9 protein-coding genes are annotated in these 20307 nt (G+C 41.3%); all 9 read left to right on the top strand.

What is annotated here, in order from left to right:
* Window positions 1-35 precede the first annotated feature (35 nt).
* Window positions 36-10118: a putative Ig domain-containing protein gene (locus tag FAX86_RS17130; RefSeq protein ID WP_144394703.1), complete on the top strand. Its 10083-nt coding sequence runs from the start codon at window positions 36-38 to the stop codon at window positions 10116-10118.
* A gap of 107 nt (window positions 10119-10225) precedes the next feature.
* Window positions 10226-12289, top strand: coding sequence for an ATP-dependent nuclease (locus FAX86_RS17135; RefSeq protein ID WP_144394704.1), 2064 nt, complete (start codon window positions 10226-10228; stop codon window positions 12287-12289).
* 430 nt (window positions 12290-12719) lie between these two features.
* A complete protein-coding gene (locus FAX86_RS17140) occupies window positions 12720-13610 on the top strand; it encodes a hypothetical protein (protein WP_144394705.1) in 891 nt (296 codons plus the stop codon).
* Between the two features lie 154 nt (window positions 13611-13764).
* Window positions 13765-14595, top strand: coding sequence for an ATP-grasp domain-containing protein (locus tag FAX86_RS17145; RefSeq protein WP_144394706.1), 831 nt, complete (start codon window positions 13765-13767; stop codon window positions 14593-14595).
* Between the two features lie 412 nt (window positions 14596-15007).
* On the top strand, window positions 15008-15748 hold the full coding sequence (locus tag FAX86_RS17150) for a hypothetical protein (RefSeq protein ID WP_144394707.1): 741 nt from the start codon (window positions 15008-15010) through the stop codon (window positions 15746-15748).
* 32 nt (window positions 15749-15780) lie between these two features.
* Window positions 15781-16626 (top strand): hypothetical protein, encoded by an 846-nt coding sequence (locus FAX86_RS17155; protein ID WP_144394708.1) that lies wholly within the window; start codon window positions 15781-15783, stop codon window positions 16624-16626.
* A gap of 204 nt (window positions 16627-16830) precedes the next feature.
* Window positions 16831-17148 (top strand): hypothetical protein, encoded by a 318-nt coding sequence (locus tag FAX86_RS17160; protein ID WP_144394709.1) that lies wholly within the window; start codon window positions 16831-16833, stop codon window positions 17146-17148.
* Between the two features lie 439 nt (window positions 17149-17587).
* Window positions 17588-18430 (top strand): hypothetical protein, encoded by an 843-nt coding sequence (locus FAX86_RS17165; protein ID WP_144394710.1) that lies wholly within the window; start codon window positions 17588-17590, stop codon window positions 18428-18430.
* A 214-nt stretch (window positions 18431-18644) separates the two neighbouring features.
* Complete coding sequence (locus FAX86_RS17170; protein ID WP_144394711.1) at window positions 18645-20057, top strand: serine hydrolase domain-containing protein; 1413 nt, start codon at window positions 18645-18647, stop codon at window positions 20055-20057.
* Window positions 20058-20307 lie beyond the last annotated feature (250 nt).

Consider the following 20307-nt stretch of genomic DNA (forward strand, 5'->3'; position numbering starts at 1 on the left):
ATTCTTGGTAGAAGTAATTATTCAGGATTGATGTTATGAACAAAGATAAAGTTCAACAGTTTGCAACGGCCATGTTGCCGCTCAGTTTAGGTGTGAGTATGGGACTGTCGTCAGCACCTGGTGGAGGATCCTATTATGGTCGTTCTTCATCCTTATCAACTTATCGCGTAAGTAATGGCGAACGCTTTAATGATCGTCCTCATCGCCGTTTACGTTCAGTTCTACCTTTACATCATAGTTCGAAAAGTCAAAGAGATATTAGTTCTCCTTTCAATGAGAAAGCGAATTCAAACTCGAATAATATTGTTTTAATAAAAAATAAAAGTCAACCTGATGCGCCAACTAGTGCCGACTTAAATCAAACAAAAGATATTGAAGTTAAAACATTACAGTCAGCTAAAGAGTTAGTTATTTTAGATGCTTCAGTTGAAGATAAACATGTTTTTTACCAAATGAATCGACCGGGTGTTGATATTGTTGAAATTGAGTTTTCTGAAAATAGTTTGAACCAATTGTCTAATGTGCTTTCAAGCTATCAAAATTTAGATGCATTGCATTTGGTTTCTCATGCAAAACAAGGTGTGATTCAACTGGGCAAACAATCAGTAACCGAGAAGGATTTAAAACATCATATTCGAGCTTTGGCGTCAATTGATAATGCGTTAAAAGATAAAGCCGATGTGTTAATTTATGGATGTGACCTTGCGGCTAACTCATCAGGACATGCGCTTTTAGAACTCATTGCTAATGAAGCGAATGTTGATGTGGCTGCTTCAAATAATAAAACAGGATCGAGTAAACAAGATGGTGACTGGGAATTAGAAGTTGTTAAAGGAAATGTAGAGACCGATAAACCTTTTAGCGATATAGCTTTGAAGGATTTTACGTCGATATTGCCGATTCCTGGCACCATTTCATTTACAGTGAACTCTGACAATGGAAACTATGGGGGAGACACTTCTTATAATGCAGAATATACAGACAGTGGTTATATATTAGTTGGCGATGGCGCAGATGTCGGTACTGTAATTCAGGATGCTTATGATACATTAATGGCTGGCGCAGCTCCTGCCATTTACGAGTCTCAGTTAACTTTGTCATTTTCAGGTGGTGAGACTTTCGATGCAACATCAATTGTTGTCCGAAATATTACGGCTGCTGGTTCTCGGTCTTTTACCATTACATCCGATGTTGGTGGAGATTCAGTTACGACGGCAAGCTTAGGAATCTACGCTTCAGAAACGGTTGATCTTACTGGGTTTGATGGAATTTCAAAGCTTTATATCACGCCTAACATCTCTGCGCACTTTGATGTCGATGATTTGGAAATGTCTTTTAACGTCAACACCGATCCAACAATCAGCATCGACAATTCCACACTCGCTTTTACCGAAGGTGATGGTGTTACTCAAGTTGATAGCGCAGCCTCTATATCCGACGCCGATGGCGATGCCGATTGGAATGGTGGAACCTTAGTGGCACAAATTACTGCAAATAACGAAGCGGCGGATCAATTATCCATTCCTGATAATGTGGTTGGAACGATTAATACATCGGGAACCAATTTATTAAATGGTGGAACGACAATAGGAACATTAAGCGCGAGTGAAGGAACAGTAACGAGCGGTACCGCACTCACTATTACCTTTAATGCCAATGCAACGAATGCCCTAGTGCAACAAACTTTACAAGCCATTCATTACAACAATACTTCCAGTACGCCGGGCACAGGTAATCGAACTGTCACCTTTACCGCAACCGACACCAATGCCGGTAGTGCGAATGATACGCGAACGATTTCCGTTGATGATACGCCCGATGAAGACGGCTCGTTAACCGCCAGTGGCACAGTGACTGAACCCGTCAACCTGGACACCACCGTCGATACGGTGGGCGAAGCGGTCGATGTGTTTGACTTTACGTTATCCGATGGCGGATCAACTGATGGACTCGCCATGACCGTGTCCCAGGTAGTGGTGAATGTCAGTGGTACAACGACCGATACGGAACGCGGCAACATCACCTGGCGACTCAATGGAAATGATGCAGCGAATGTTACTGGAACGTATAATGCGGGTTCCGATACCATTACTTTCTCCGGTTTAAGTATTTCCATTGCCGACGGCGGTAGTGAAACTTATACCGTTAATGCTTTTTACAACGATAATACCAGCGTTACTGAAGACGCCACGTTTATTTTAAGTGTCGACGGCGATACGGATTTAACGGTCGGTGGTAGCGGCACTCAAATGGCAGCAACATCCGCCGTTACTAATGGCAGTGGTGGAACATTAGATGTTACTGCGAGTGCATTAGTCTTTACCACGCAACCTGCAAGTTCCACTTCGGGCAGTGCGTTATCAACACAACCGGTCGTCACTGCACAAGATGCCTTTGGTAACACCGATGTGGATTTTACAGAAACTGTCACCGTGACCGAAGCAAGTTTGGGAAGTTTAACAAACAACACCGCTTCGGCATCATCGGGCGTCGCAACCTTTAGTGGATTAACTTATACCGCAACAGCCGATCAACAAAGTTTTACCTTAACGGCGAATGATCAAGATGGTGTTGGATCCGATTTACCCACCGTCGATGCGAATTCGGTAACGTCCGATGTTGTCGCGACTCAATTAGTTTTTGATACGCAACCCGATCCTTTATCGGTAGACAGTGGTGTTGCCACCAACTTTACTACGGTGCCGGTTGTTTCTGCCCAAGATGGCAATGGCGTTGTCGACACGGGATACAGTACCGACATATCGTTGGCCGAAGTGAATGGTGCCGGTACTGCCACCATGACGGCAACGGGCGATACCGACGGCAGTGGTGCGACGGTTTCCATTACGCCGAGTTCGGGTGTTTCAACCTTTACCAGTATGCAAATCACTTACACCGCTAGCGGTGGTTCCGATGAAACCTTTAATTTGCAAGCAAGCTCCGGTGGCTTATCCACGGTGAACAGCAGTCAGTTAACGGGCGTAGTTTACGACGCCGATGCGGATGTAACGGCGGGCTCTGGCGTTACTGAACCTATCGTCATCGATACCACGGTTGACTCCGTTGGAGAAGCTGTCGATATTTTTGATTTTACCATTAGCGATGGTGGAACTGCGGATGGAAGAGCAACTGCAATTACCGAAATTCGCGTTAATACCTCGGGTACCGCTGATGCGAGTAAACTGACGTATCGATTAAATGGTAACGATGCATCCAACGTCACAGGAACTTACGCAGCCAATGTGGTGACCTTTACCGGTTTAAGTATTTCCATTGCCGACGGCGGCAGCGAAACTTACACCATTAACGCTTACTACAACGACAATACCGGACTGACCGAAGATCAAACCGTTATTTTAAGTGTCGATGGTGATACCGATTTTGATGTGAGTGGCGGCGGAACACAAATGGGCAGTACCACCGCAGTCACCAATAGCACAGGATCAACCGTTGCGGTTACAGCAACAGCGTTAGCGTTTACCACACAACCTTCGGGTTCTACTTCAGGCAGTGCCTTATCAACACAACCCGTTGTTACTGCACGCGATGCCTTTGGTAATACCGATACTGACTTTACGGAAACAATCACCGTTACTGAAGCGAGCGCAGGAACCTTAACAAGTAACACGGCAACGGCTTCTTCCGGTGTCGCGACTTTTAGTGGACTCACTTATACCGCAACGGCCGATCAACAAAGCTTTACCTTAACGGCCAACGATCAAGATGGCGTCGGTAGTGATTTACCCACCGTCGATGCAAACTCAGTGACTTCCGATGTTGTCGCGACTCAATTGGTTTTTGATACACAACCGGATCCTTTGTCCGTTGATAGTGGAGTCGCAACAAGTTTTACAACCGTGCCGGTTGTTTCTGCACAAGATGCTAATGGTGTCGTCGATACCGGTTACAGTACCGACATTACGTTGGCGGAAGTGAATGGTGCCGGTACTGCCACCATGACGGCAACAGGCGATACCGATGGTAATGGTGCAACCGTTTCCATTACGCCAAGCTCGGGTGTTTCAACCTTTACCAGCATGCAAATTACTTACACTGCTAGTGGTGGTGCTGACGAAACCTTTAACTTGCAAGCCAGCTCCGGTGGTTTATCAACAGTCAACAGCAGTCAGTTAACGGGCGTGTCTTTTGATAGTGACGCCGATGTTACTGCCGGTTCAAGTGTTACTGAACCCATCGCCATTGATACGACGGTTGATACCACTGGCGAAGCCGTCAACATTTTTGATTTTGATATTACTGATGGTGGAACCTCCGATGGTAAAACAACGGAGGTGACTGAAATTCGTTTGAATACGTCGGGCACCGTCGATCCAAGTCAATTAACGTATCGCTTAAATGGTCCTGATGCGTCCAATGTGTCAGGAAGTTACGCCGCTAATGTGATTACCTTTACCGGCTTGTCGATTTCTGTTGCTGATGGTGCAACCGAAACTTATGTCGTGAATGCCTATTACAACGACAATACCAGTTTAACGGAAGATCAAACGTTAATTCTGAGCGTTGATGGTGACACCGATGTTGATGTGAGCAGTAGTGGATCTCGAATGGGAACAACGAGTGCCGTGACTAACAGTACCGGCTCAACCGTTTCTGTGACGGCAACGGCATTAGCCTTTACCACGCAACCTTCGGGTTCGACGTCGGGCAGTGCACTCTCAACACAACCGGTAGTGACTGCACAAGATGCGTTTGGTAATACCGATACCGATTTTTCTGAAACGGTAACCGTCACCGAAGCAAGCGCAGGAAGTTTAACAAACAATACCGCATCGGCGACTTCCGGTGTGGCCACTTTTAGTGGACTTGCTTACACCGCAACGGCCGATCAACAAAGCTTTACCTTAACAGCGAATGATCAAGATGGTGTGGGATCAAACTTACCAACGGTTGATTCCAGTTCAGTCACGTCCGATGTGGTCGCCACGCAATTGGTTTTTGATACGCAACCGGATCCGCTGTCGGTTAGTAACGGCATTGCCACCAGTTTTACGACCGTGCCGGTTGTTTCTGCACAAGATGGTAATGGTGTTGTTGATACGGGTTACAGTACCGACATTACGTTGGCCGAAGTGAATGGTGCGGGCACGGCAACTATGACAGCGACAGGCGATACCGATGGAAATGGCGCAACGGTATCGATAACACCCAGCTCCGGTGTTTCAACCTTTACCAGTATGCAAATCACTTATACCAACAGTGGCGGTACCGACGAAACCTTCAACTTGCAAGCCAGCTCCGGTGGACTATCCACGGTAAACAGCAGTCAGTTAACATCTTTCGTCAACGATGCGCCCACCATTACCAGCACGGCCGTTACTTCGGTGGATGAGGATGCTTCTTACAGCTACACCTTTGTGGCAACCGATACGGATGTTGGCGATACCTTAACTTACAGTGCACCGACGTTGCCGGCCTGGTTGAGTTTTAATACGGGCACTGGCACGTTAACGGGAACGCCAACCAATGCCGAAGTGGGTAATCATAATGTCACGCTGCGGGTGAACGATGGCACTGTCGATGTGGATCAAAGTTTCACAATAACTGTCAGTAACACCAACGATTCACCAACCATTGATAGCACAGCGGTGACGGCCGCAACGGAAGATGCGGCTTACAGTTACACTTTCTCGGCAAGTGATGTTGATGTCGGCGATACCTTAACGTTAAGTGCACCCACGTTACCCACCTGGTTAAGTTTTAATACCGGAACGGGGGCGTTAACCGGAACGCCAACGAACGATGAAGTGGGCGATCACAGTGTGACGTTACGGGTGAACGATGGCACCGTCGATGTCGATCAAAGCTTCACAATAACTGTCAGTAACACCAACGATTCTCCAACCATTACCAGTACTGCAGTAACATCGGCAACAGAAGACGCGGCATACAGTTACACCTTTACCGCGTCGGATGTTGATGTGGGCGATACCTTAACGTTAAGCGCACCCACCTTACCGACCTGGTTAAGTTTTAATACCGGAACCGGCGCATTAACCGGAACGCCAACGAACGATGAAGTGGGCGATCATAATGTCACGCTGCGTGTGAACGATGGCACCGTCGATGTCGATGAAAGTTTCACGATTACCGTCGGTAATACCAATGATGATCCCGTTGTGACTTCCACTGCGGTGACCGCTGCAACAGAAGATACGGCTTACAGTTATACCTTTACGGCATCGGATGTTGATGTTGGCGATACCTTAACCTTAAGCGCTCCGACGTTACCGAGCTGGTTGAGTTTTAATACCGGAACCGGTGCATTAACCGGAACACCGACTAACGCTGAAGTGGGCGATCACAATGTGACGTTACGGGTGAACGATGGCACCGTCGATGTCGATCAAAGCTTTACCATCACCGTAAGTAACACCAACGATTCTCCAACCATCACCAGTACTGCGGTGACGGCGGCAACGGAAGACACGGCTTACAGTTACACCTTTGCCGCTACCGATGACGATGTTGGCGATACGCTAACTTACAGTGCGCCAACCTTACCGACTTGGTTAAGTTTCGATGCGGGAACGGGTGCGTTAACCGGCACGCCAACCAATGATGAAGTGGGTGATCATAATGTGACGTTACGGGTGAACGATGGCACCGTTGATGTCGATGAAAGCTTTACCATTACTGTGAGCAACGTGAATGACGATCCGGTCATTACTTCAACTGCGGTTACGACAGCCAATGAAGATGCCGCTTACAGTTATACCTTTACTGCGACTGATGATGATGTCGGCGATACGCTAACTTACAGTGCACCAACGTTACCCACCTGGTTAAGTTTCGATACAGGAACGGGTGAGTTAACGGGAACACCGACCAATGATGAAGTGGGTGATCACAATGTTGTATTGCGTGTTAATGATGGCACCGTCGATGTTGATGAAAGCTTTACCATTACGGTGAGCAACACCAACGATTCGCCAACAATAACCAGTACCGCAGTAACGTCGGTCAATGAAGACGCGGCTTACAGTTACACTTTCACGGCAACCGATGTTGATGTTGGCGATACCTTAACCTTAAGTGCACCAACGTTACCGACTTGGTTAAGTTTTGATTCTGGAACGGGTGCGTTAACCGGCACGCCAACCAATGATGAAGTCGGTAATCACAATGTCACGTTACGCGTGAACGATGGCACCGTTGATGTTGATGAAAGCTTTACCATTACCGTGAGTAATGTAAATGATGATCCGGTCGTAACCTCAACAGCGGTGACAAGCGTGGATGAAGATTCGGCTTACAGTTACACCTTTACCGTGAACGATGTGGATGTGGGCGATGCCTTAACCTTAAGTGCGCCAACGTTACCCACCTGGTTAAGCTTTAATACCAGTACGGGAGCGTTAACCGGAACACCACTGGATGCAGATGTGGGTGATCACAATGTGACGTTACGCGTTAATGACGGCACGGTTAATGTTGATCAAAGTTTTACAATAACGGTGAATCCAGTGAATGATTTGCCCACCGGTAATGCGATCATTAGTGGAACCGAATTACGCGATGAAACTTTAACGGTCGATACCTCAACCATTGCTGACGAAGACGGACTCGGAACATTCGCTTATCAATGGCAACGTTCCGGTGCCGACATTTCTGGCGCAACCAGCACCAGTTACACTTTAGTCGCCGACGACGTGGGAGAAACCATTCGCATTATTGTGAGTTACACCGATGGCGATGGCACTGACGAAACCGTTACCAGTGATCCAACGGGTGTCATTAACGATCTCGATTCCGATAACGACGGCATTCCCGATCTTGAAGAAGGCACTGGCGATACCGATGGTGATGGAATTCCCGATTATCTCGATGAAGACAGTGATAACGATGGTATTCCCGACAGCGAAGAGGGCACTACCGATTCCGATGGCGATGGCATTGCTGACTATCTAGATTCCAGTCTTGATGAAGACGGCGATGGTATTCCTGATGTGTTAGATGGTGATGCGAATACCGACACCGATGGCGATGGCACGCCCGATGTGTTTGATACCGACAGCGATAACGATGGTATTTCCGACTTTGATGAGTCGAATGCTTCCGGTCAAGATACCGATGGCGATGGCATTGACGATGCCTTCGATGTGGATCAAACCGGTGGCGAAGATAACAACGGCGACGGTATTGATGACGCGGCGCTGTACGATCACGACGAAGACGGTACGCCCGATACGCACGATCGTGACAGTGATAACGACTCCATTCCCGATCGAATGGAAAACGAACGAGGCTTATCTTTACGCCGTAACGTTTCGATTTATCAATTACTGTTTATGACGGAATCCGATTTCGATGGCGATGGCGTTGAAGATTATCGCGACAACGATTCCGATCAAGACGGTATTACCGATAGAGCCGAATCGTTAATGGATTTTGTGGATAGCGATGGCGATCAAATTATTGATGCCTACGATGTGGATGTTACCGGTGGCGTCGATGCCAATCTCGATGGCATTGACGATGCGGCGCAATTAAGTAACAGCGATAACGACGAATCGCCCAATCAGTTCGATCTCGACAGCGACAACGATGGCTTTAGCGATTTATCCGAAGCCGGATTCGACGATGTTGATGAGAACGCGGTATTAGACGACGGTGATGTCTCTACCGATACACCATTGTCGAGCGATAACGATGGCTTGCCCGACTATATCGATCTCGACAGCGATGACAACGGTAGTTTTGATATTTCCGAAGGTGGCGCAGCATCGCTCGATGCCGACGGTGATGGACAAATTGATGATGCAACCGATGCCGACGGTGATGGTTTGGTGGATCGCGTTGACGATGAACCGAATTCGTTTGGAACCATTGCCGATCGCGACGCCGATGGTGTGCCCGGCGCAACCGATGGTGACGATGACGCCGATGGTATTGCCGATTCTGTCGAAGGAATTTTCGATGCCGACCTCGATGGTTTAATCGATGCGTACGATCGCGACAGCGATAACGACGGTTTATCCGATCGTTTCGAAGCCGATCGTCCGGCGCCGCTCAATCAAGATGTCGATCGCGATGGTATTGATGATCGTTACGATGTTGATTACACCGGTGGTATCGATGCCAATGGCGACGGTATTAGCGATTCCTTTGCAATTGTCGATACCGATGGTGACGGCGTGCCTGATTACCTCGATAACGATAGCGATAACGATGGCATTAGCGATGCGCGTGAACAATTAAACGTTGCTTTACTAAATGTCGATTCCGATAACGACGGACTCGACGATGCGATCGATGTTGATGCAACCGGAGGTGTTGATACCAATGGCGATGGCATGGACGACGCAGTGTTTATCAGCGACGACATCGACGGCGACGGTTTACTCGCGTTCCGTGATACCGACACCGATGGTGATGGCATTTTAGATAAAGATGAAGATGGCGACTTTAATAACGACGGCATCGACGATCGTTTGCAACCTGAAAAACGAGTTAAACCCACGTCGGGTGGTAACTCTGGCATTATGATTTTCTCTTTACTGCTGTTGTTAGCTTTATTAAGAAAAAACATCAACGCCAAAGTGTTGCTCGCGTTAATGGTTGCGAGTCTTTCTTCATTCAAACTTAATGCTTCCGGCGATGATTGCATCGCCGGAAAAGAAACTAACGATGCATGTTGGTATTTGGGTATTAGTGTTGGCACTTCCTATTTCGATCCATTAACCGAAGATACCAATTGGGAAAATACCGACGACAGTTCTGTTGGGCAAAAAATGACTTTGGGGCTCGACTTTGCCAGCGATTGGTTTGCCGAGGTGGCGTATGCGCGATTAGGTTCGGCCGAGTTTCAAAGTTTAAATCCTGCGTTGGCAAACCAAGGCACTATTCGTTACAACCTATCTTTTGTCGCCGCGGGGTATCGTTATCGACCCACTGAAACCACCGCCATTTATGTTAAAGCCGGCGTTGCCGGCATGCATGCAACGTCCGATTTTGTTCCAACCGTTAACGATGAGTTTGAAATGTTTGGTATTGGTGGTCGCTGGGTTATGGGCGAGGGCGGACAAGCCTTACAGTTTGAGTTTGAACAATACGAAGATATTCAATTCTTATCGTTCAGTTTGGTGAAGTATTTTTAGAGGTTTAAATTATTAACTGCTTGTGATAGTTGATTTAAAGCGTTCAGAACTCCGCTTTTTCATGTCTAAAAACTATTTCTCTCAATTAATACAAAGGCCCAGTTTTTATGAAAATTAAAAGTTGCAATGTCAAAAATTTCAAAGGACTAGAGAATATTGAGTTGAAATTTGACAACAATGTTTGCTTGATAGCTGGACCTAATGCTATAGGTAAGTCGACAGTGCTTGATGCTATAAGATTAATTCGAGCGACATTATTAAGTAGATATCCATCAGAAGGGCAGTCTGTTTTACATACATTGGGGGCTGCATCCAATCCTAACCAAATGATGATGCGCAGTGGATATTTTGATTTTTCTGCAATAGCGCGAAATCCGAGAGAAAGTTTAATCATTCGCGTAGCTGTTGTACTAGAAGAAAGTGAGATTTCTAAAATAAACTCGTCAATTCAGTCTCTTGCACTAGATTATTTACGTGGAAGTATTGGTAACCAAATTCAACAAGAGCAAGGTGCTCTTACGCAGTTCTTATCTTCATCTGAAGGTAGGAGTCAATTAGCGAAAAGCGAAGCTATCATAGCAACTTATATTCAAGGTCTAAAGGAAAGAGAAGTCGTACAACTAGGTATGGAAATATTACCTGATGGACAAATTCGAGGGGACGATGCAGCTGCTCAAATTGTATGTGGGTTTCTTGAGCGATCTTTACCACCACAAAAAGGACTGTTTAGCTTTTTTTCTGCTGATAGAGCTTTGCCTTCGGGCGAAGCAGCGATACAACTTGGAGCTAATGATGCTGATAACCAAATGAAGTCTCACATAGCGGAGCCGAATTTAAAGTACCAAAGACTTAAAATTAGTATTGCTAACTCAAAATTACTTGAAGAGGATATCGAGACAGACTTTAAAACAATTTTTGATGAAATATTACCTGGGAAAGAACTAGGGAAATTGCAAATAGGTCCAATCGGTAACTTTAGAGTCTCGATAAAAGAGAGTCAAACCACGCGGCCATTCGATATCGACAGCTTGAGTAGCGGAGAGAAAGGATTAATATTAACATTTCTTCTAATACGAAGAGCAGTACATGATGGCGGAGTTATTCTAATTGATGAACCTGAATTACATCTCAATCCAGGTGTTTGTCGAAAATTACTAAGATTTATCATAGACCATTGTATTAAACCAAAGAATTTACAAGCAATTATTTGTACTCATTCTGCAGAGATACTAAATAGTGCATACGAAAGTTTTGAATGCGATATACACCATCTCAAGTCACCAAATAATGCTACCCCGATATACCGTGGAGATTTTAATGAGATGTTTGATGCGCTTGGGAAATTGGGTGTTTCTCCAGCCGAATCATTCTTCTATGAAACACGACTATTTGTTGAAGGGCCTCACGATAAAGAAGTTTTAGAAGAAGGTTTTCGGTCTGTCCTAGGAGATAGATGTCAAATAAGCTACTTAGGTGGAAGAAAGTCTGTTGAAGCTGAAATTGAAAACTTAAAAAATGCTGAAAAATCAGGCAGCTTAGATAAGCTTCACTGTTTTATATTTGATAGAGATAGAAATGTAACAAACTTGAAAAGTAGTAAGTTGGTAAAAGTTATTCAGTGGAACCGTTATTGTTTGGAGAATTTCTTAATCAATAGCAAACTTTTATATGACCTATTAGGAAGAGAAAAGAAAGAAAAGAGTTTACCTGACAGAGGGGAGTTTGATAATTTGATTAAAAAGTTTGCTCTTCAGCAAATAATACCAATTGCAAGTAGAAGAGCTTATGAGCAATTTCGCCCCACAAGTCCTGGACTTGATAACGAAGATCTTAATGAAAAATATGAGGATATGGCAGGAATATTATTTAAAAAATTAGAAAGTCTTAAAACTGATTTAGTGAAAATGGACTTGGAAAACTGGGAAGAAAAGTATATAGAAGCATGCAAAGAAAAAGATAAGGAATTGTCTAAAAGTTGGGGTGGTAAATGGATTTCTGAATGTAATGGCAAGGATGTTCTTGATAAGTTATTTAATTACTACTCAGTTAAATGTAGTCGGATTGAGCTGAAGAAGTCGTTAATGAGACTTATGAAAGAGAAAGAAAGTTCAGAGTGGAAAGAAATACAGAAACTTTTAATAAAAAATGTATTGCATGATAGAGGATCTTAAATAGCATTTATAGGATTTTCTCAATACCAATGAAAAATACCCCGAATAGTTACTTATATGTTCTTAAGGCTGATAATGCTAATCTATTGAAGTTAGGACAGATTGGTGGAGGTGGTAGAAAAAGCCAAGGGGTCAGGCCTATTGGATATAGTTTAGAGGCAAGGCAGAAAAGAAAGGTGTATGCAAAAAAAACACTGGGCCACCGATGCCACTTTAGGAAGTTTTATTGCCAGTCTTTTATAAATAAAGCGCTGAGACGATAATAGCTTTTCGATTAGGTTCCTTTCCCGCGGAGGTTATGCCCAAAAACCAAAGTTTTGACATATAATTATACTAGTGTACTGTCCTTTTATTGCCTCAGCCTGAACTGGAGAAGAAATCGAACTCCATGAGCCCAATAGAGATTTAACTTTATATAAAAGAGTTTTCTATGTTTGATGAAACATACATAAATCTTAGTGATTTAGAGAGTGAGTATAATTTCGAACGAGAGTTAGTGGTAGCTGGGAAGTTAAAAGCTGGCGAAGAAGGACGTTTTTATAAAGCCATTGAAAAGTCAAAAAATAAGAAAAATGTTGAAGCGGTACAAATTGAAGTGGATTACTTAAAAGATTTGACGTTTTTAAAGTATTTCAAAAATGTCGATACTGTATTGGTGTTTGAGGCATATTTAGACAGTCTCTCTGGAGTTGAGAAACTTCAGAAACTAGAAGTGTTGATTTTAAACTTTAATAGAGATCATGGTTGTGACTGCTCCGCTATATCTGATTTGAACTTGAAGTTTCTAGAGGTAAAGAATGTGGGTTCAATTGAATATCAACTTGGGGGTGGCAACTTAAGAGCTGAATCTATAACTGTTTTAAAAGGTGATTTCGAAGATTTAGGGTTTCTTAAGTCGACAGGTGTAAAAAGACTTGATATAGGTGATTTTAGTGTAAAGTGTCTCAATGGGATAGATGAGCTCGAACTTTCAAAGTTATCAATAAGACTGTGTAAGAAAATTGAGCGTTTAACTTTTGATAATGACCTTGAACTCGATTTTTTCGAAATTGAAACTTGTAATAAATTGAATATCAATAGCTTTATAGGAAAGGTTCGGTGCACGGAGTTGAGGATTTCATCTTGTAAGGGTGCTTTTGATTTTAGTCAGCTTCTTGGTATTCAGGGGGTGAAAAAGATATCTATTGAAAATACTGGGGTTGAATTAGATTACGAGAATTTCGGTAGTAAGGGCAAGGAGATTGAAGATGTTTATATTTCGCCTCTTTCAAGCGTAAATAGAAAGAAGATGAAAGAAATATTCCCTAATTTAACGTGTTAACTATATATTGTGTTAGGGAAAATAAGTCACTGGGAATCACGCCTTTTCTATGAGCATCCTTTTTCATGGTGGTTATGCTCAAAACTCAAGGTTTTGACTTGTAGTTTACGGATATCTTATTCTTCTTTATATTTCGAGGTAAAGTAGTTTGTTAATGGAGTTGAAAAATTTAGATGTTTTTAAACTGGAAGATGAGGTATGGATTGCCAATCGTGCAATAGGTATACCTGCCTATGATTTTAAATTCGAAAACTTGTTTGCTTGTCGAAGGCCTTATGAATTACCCAAGGGGGAGCAACTTATTTGCCGCATAGGTGCGCCAGACGATTATAGTGCGGTTTATTCTGAGTTCTTGGATATAGGGTTTCAGCTGATTAATAATGTTCAGGAACACGACCGGGCTAGTCAGCTTCATGAATGGTATCCTCTAATAAAACAATATACGCCCAAAAGCATGTGGTATGAAGAAATACCCAATGTTAAAGAAGTAGAGGAAGAGTTTGATTATCCGGTGTTTATTAAAGGAACGCGACAAACCGCGAAACACGATAAATCACTCTGTGTTGCGCATAATCGGCAAGAGTGTGAAGAAATACTAAAGCGTTACAAATCCAATCCAATTCTACACTGGCAAAAATTAGTGTGCCGTGAGTTTGTTCCTTTGCAGCCAGTTGAAGCACCGCAGACTTATAAAGTGTCACCTTCCTTTGAGTTTCGGAGTTTCTGGTATAGACAAGAGCTTGTTGGAGTGGGCCATTACTGGTCAGAATTTGTAGAGTATGATTGGTCACCAGAGCAAAAAGTAGAGGCGCTAAATGTCGCACGAAAGGTGGTTGAAAGTATTAAAGTACCTTTTGTTGCAATCGATCTTGCGCTCACTCAAGACAATAGGTGGATAGTTATTGAGTGTAATGACGCTCAAGAGAGCGGCTATGCGGGAGTATCACCAATTCAGCTTTGGAAAAATATCATTCAATGCAATTAAGTTGACTAAAAGTAGTACGGTGTTAGTTCTATTGAATGTGTCTTTAATTCAATAGCTTACGCTCATTGGTTTACTTTGAATCGCTACTGAGCTTAAATCTAAAAAGTAAACGAAAACGCGATATGAATAATCACGGAAATTCTATATGTAGAATTATCCAGTTCAGCTAAATTCATATTTATCCTATCCACTGTATTACTTGTACTATCCTTATCTAAGGTGTTTTATTTAAATCAAGAAGATACTTTAACCTCGAGTTTAATTAAGCATTTTGTTATTGGAATTTTCGGCTCCTCTGGGTGGAAGACCGGGTTGTAGACGCACTTATGTGCGAAGAAGTTGAAGCTCTTAGAAAAGCAGCTACAGAAATGGAGCTGAGTGAAGATTGGTTTGAAAATGCATGTGAGTTACCATGATTATACTAGAAAGTGATACTAAGAAGCTGAGTCGTACTGACTTAAAAAAATTTTGGGAAAATAAAGAACCAGAGTGGCATGAGAAGAGGCAAATCGAGTGGCACATTATCGAATTAAATAACTTAGATAAAGTAGAAGATAAAGAAAAGAAATTATTAGAAAACTACTTTCTGAAAGGTGAAGTTGATGGATATTTGAGTTTCACATATGCATACGCTTTTACTCCATTTGAAACTCCAGTGGATGCATATACTGTGTTTTCATCCGAGCTTTTAGATTTTGAAAAGAAAAGAATGGTAGCCAAGAGCTTTCCTTATATCGCAGCAAAAGTACTCGCTGGAATTAGTTGGAAGAGAGCTCATATCAATAACTTTATTAGTGGAGTTTGGGGAAGTACTTACTCACCTATATTTTCTAAGGTTAATGAAAAGAAGCAAGAGGTGATTCTAGATGAAAATTCAGATATGTGGTTGAGTGCTTTTTTTTCTGATGCTAGGAAATATTTATTAGGAACAGACTTTTATTCGGGATGTCTTGATTGTTTTGATTATTTCATAACCTCTATTCCCCATCTTAAGCCTACTAAATTTTTTAACAAAAGGTCTGCTGAGCAGTTATTCAAAATACTAGATCTCATATTGTTAATCGGTACAGATTGCGCAGAGAAGTATGAGTTTGCGAAGAAATTAGATGCTAATAAAAAGTTAGTTGAAAGAGCGCTTGAACAAAAGTATTAAATAAATGTAATAGAGAATACTGAGGCTGGTTAATGATAGATATATGTCAAGTCGATAAGGTTTTTTGGGAGCTCGACAATAAAGATTGCTTAAGCACTCGCAAAAAGCAGTGGAAAAGTATTGAACAGTTTATTTACCCATTTAAAAATATAGAAGCTTCAAGAATATTGAAAAAGTATTTCTTAAAAGGAGAAACACCCGACTGGAGTGCTTTGTACGAAAGTTGGCCCGTTAATGACACTGATAGGCACTTAGATATACTTTCATTCTTATGGCTTCATCCCTCAAGTGATAAAAATGTGCTATCTTTATTGGCATCGTCATATATATCTTCAGAACTAACTCGTCCTCAAGATATATATTTTGGCATGAGTCAATTGCTTCAAGCTCAAATTAGAGGGAATGAAGAAGTAGAAGATGGTTTCGATAGTTTTGCATCATATGACTTTTTTGGTAAGGAAGAAACCATTTTTGAAGTACTCTTTCAACCAATAGATAAGTTTTATTTTCATAAAGAGTATCAATCTAAGACCGAACAGGCAAAAGCGCATTTTAAAATAATGCCTTTTCAGCCGATAGTGGACTGGATGATTTGCGATAAAGAAAAGTGCGCAAAAAAACTCAGTTTGTATGAGAGTGAACTTGCCGTGAAATACTTATTCTATAATATGTCAAATCCATCTTATCGTTTAAAAAGAGATTTGAAGTTATCTGGAAAAGTATATCTTGACTGTTTTAAAACGCTTATTTCTTTAAGGGCAAAAGATATTGATGAACATAGAGTAAAGGTAAGAGATAATTTCATATATGCATTCGAGCACTTTGATTATCCTGAAGAGATTAAGGCTATTTGGTGCTCAGCAAAATCTGAAGTTTAAGGTTATGCCGCTGGCTTAAATAGAAGTATTAGCGTGATTGTTTCTTGAAGTAAGTAGAATATTACAGGGGCAAGCCTATTGAATATAGTTTAAAATGTATCTCTTCCTCTAGTTTCTTAATGAAATATAATCATTGAGATATCCACATAACACTGGAACACCCATGTTTGGAATCTTAGGTTCACCAACAATTAGAGATGGACTATGAATAATGTGAGGTTAAAAGGCCTTGGTCAAATGATACTTTGGCTATTTTTGACTATTATTGCTGTCATAGTTTTAAATTCGTATTTTGGTGAATTAAGTTGGTCATCGAAAGGATGGATTATTAGCCCGCCTGGAGCTTTCGCCTTAGCAGGGCTTGTACAATTTATTTCCGGAGTTCCATTTAATAAGCTCTCTAGTCAATGGGACTCACTAAAAAGCTGGCAAAGAGGATTAATTAGCACACTAATACTTCTTTTGGCCATAGTTGTTATGCTTGGTGTTATTGCCCTATATTTAATTAATACGATTGAATAAAAAGAAAGTTTGGATGTTCAAGAAAGTATTAAGGAGTTAAGTCTATTGAATATAGTTTAGAAAAAAATAACACTGGGGCACCAATATCTTTTCGATTAGGTTCCCATCCCGCAGTGATTTTTCTCAAAATTCAACGAAAATATTCGGACATCCATTTCTTAATTATACTTTATTACAATTCATTCGCTTTCGAGGTGGTTCGAATATGCTCGAACTCAATAATCCCAATGATAGATATATGGATATCCTCAATAAATGCTAGACTTATGGAAGAAAACTCAGGGACACTCAAGTCTTGATTCAGCTGGAGGTGGTAAAGGATGCTCATGAAAAATATGAAAAAGCTCGAGAGAATGCAGTAGAGTTTTAGAAATAAATAGAAAATGAAGTAATTAGTTGGCTACCGGATGAATTCGAGCGAAAAAACTGCGATTAAATTATGGGTTTTATAGAAGAACAGAGAGAAAACTTTTTTCATCCTCATGATAAAGATTGGATGTCAGAGAGAAAAGAGGAATGGAAAAAGGTAAAAGCAAATTTAGATTTGATGGGTGCAATACCGAAGCGAGCGCATAAAATACATAAAGAATTCTTTTTAAAAGGTATTTTTGATAAAAAAGATATTTTTGTGAGACCGTTTTATGGTATCGAACTTCTCTTTTTTATGTGGTATTGGCCAAAGGCTGATGCATTTTTTTATTCGCAAATACTTAAAGAAAAAGGCATTCAACTCAGAAATGTCTATACATATGTATGTACCACTATTAAGCCAAAGGATTTTAATAGTGAGTATTGCATTTTTGGTGGACGTGAAGAGTTAATAATGAAGGTATTATGTCCGCATCTTGATTATAAGGAGTTCGTATGGGAAGGTGATGGACGCTTTCCAGCTTGCGATGGTATGCCTCCAAATAAGCTTAATAAAATGTGCTTCGAACATACTCTGCATATATTTGAATCAAAAGCTCCCTGTATTTTCGCTCCTGGCCAATATTTATGGGATCACGTTAATTTTAATTTTGATAATTACTATTCTGAAATAAAAGCAAACGAGCACTTTCCTGTGCATGAGTATCGACTTAGAGCTATTATTCGTTTGATATTAGAATTAGAGCAGTGTAAAGAGAGTAGAGTGGATAACCCTTATATCGAGAGCTTGAAGAATGACTTAGTGAATAAGTTTAATAACTCGTATTTTTGTCAGTCTTTACTAGATTATTGGATTCAAGAAGTTGATAATTTTAAAAAAGGAAAGCCTTTCCCTAAAGACCCTCGGTTTTGATATCAATTTAAACTTTAAAAAATACTCAGGCAGCGATGTCTTAATTACAATACATTTGCCTTCGATGTGATTTAAATATGCTCGAACTCAATAATCCCAGTGATAGATATATGAATATCTCCTTATAAGTGCTAGGCTTAAGGCACTCTGAAAAGTGCACATTTGAAAGGGGAGTCAATGTGACTCTTTTGCTTATATTTATAAAGGCCTTAAAGTGAAAAATAGTCCATTCCATTTCTTATTGGTTTTCTTGTTTTTAGCGAATTTTTATGCTGAAAGCAGTGAGAGTTCTGCCAGTGCTGTAAGTCCCGATGCGCTTAAAAATGAAGCTGTGAAATTAGGAGATATTTATGCCGCAATGAACTGGTTTAACGGCAGCATAGAAATAAGAAAGAATGATGTGACTATTTTGAGTCGCTCATGGGGCTTTGCAGACCGTGAAAACAAAGTTAAGAATACACGCGACACTCTCTATAACTTAGGTTCTATTATGAAGCACTTTACAGCGGCTTTGGTGCTACTGGAGATTCAAAATAATCGACTTAAGATCGACGACCGATTAATAAAGTTCGATTTAGGGTTTAGTAAAGATATTGCTGAAAAAGTTACAATTGGCCACTTATTATTTCACCAGTCCGGTTTTCCTGACATATTTGTTGCTAAATACCGAGAGAATCAATTGGCCTATGATACGCTTGCCAAACGTCTTACTATTTTATTAGATACAGAACTGTTGTTCGAACCTGGAAGTGAACGACGGTATTCCAATTATGGTTACGTAGTTTTAGCGGCTGTGCTAGAAAAAGTTACTGGAAAGCCGTTTGATGAACTTTTAAAAACTAACATTCTAAGCCCTTTAAAATTAAAGCAATCATTTTATCCCTATCCAGAAGGCCATTCTAAGCTTTCAAAACGATATACGTTTTCATATGAAGGTGAACAAAAATTTGTTGGTAAAACCGAGCATCATGGCCCGGATGGTGGATTAGAAGCCACGATTAGTGATGTGTTAAATTTTTATAGTGCGCTTTTTTTTACCGATAAGATTTTAAATCGATCAAACTCGATAAATGAAAAGTATTTTAAATTCTCATCCAATAAATTCGGAGCTTTTGGAGGAGGAGCAGGTGTTAGTACGGCGGTTGAGATTGACTTAGTAAACGGATACCAAATAGCGGTTCTTTCGAATTCCGACTATTTAGTTGCTGAGCGAATAACAGGGAAGCTAATGCAGTATCTTGAAGAGGGGATTTACGAAAAGCCTCGATTGCCACCTCATGTCTATGCTTTTAAAAAATATAAAGAGCTCGGTAAGAGCAAGTTTAAAGATCAATTTAAAAATCAATATCAATCCGATGGGTATCGTCAGTTTATCGGTCGTACCCTGAATGAACTTGCAATTTCTCTCGCTAAGGAACGAGAATGGGGCGATGCTATAAATATTATCGAAACTCTAGATACTTACTTCCCGAAAAATCACCAAGTGCTCGATAGTATGGCTTATATTTATTTCCTCAAAGGCGATAATCAAAAAGCCAAGAAAATATTTAAGCAGGCTCTAATTTATAAACCGGGCTTTAAAAGCAGTTACAATCATTCTGGATATGGTGTTTACAAAGCGAATTAAAAAAAGTTAGACGAAAATACTTTCAATATTTTCAGTCTATTGTTCAAAGGAAATACTGGAAAGCCTAATCGATTTTAAAGAAAGCTTAACTTGTCAGTCTGCTAGAACGGTGAAGTTATGGCCCTTGAGAAAGAAAAGTTAATGCAATTATTTAAGCAATCTATAGTTCAATCTATAATTTAGATTTGGGTCGTAGTGGATTGTGTTCCATCATTAAGTGTATTCGTGAATATAAAAGACTTATAGCAAC

This window comes from Pleionea sediminis, from assembly GCF_007570825.1.
In the GTDB taxonomy this organism is placed as follows: domain Bacteria; phylum Pseudomonadota; class Gammaproteobacteria; order Enterobacterales; family Kangiellaceae; genus Pleionea; species Pleionea sediminis.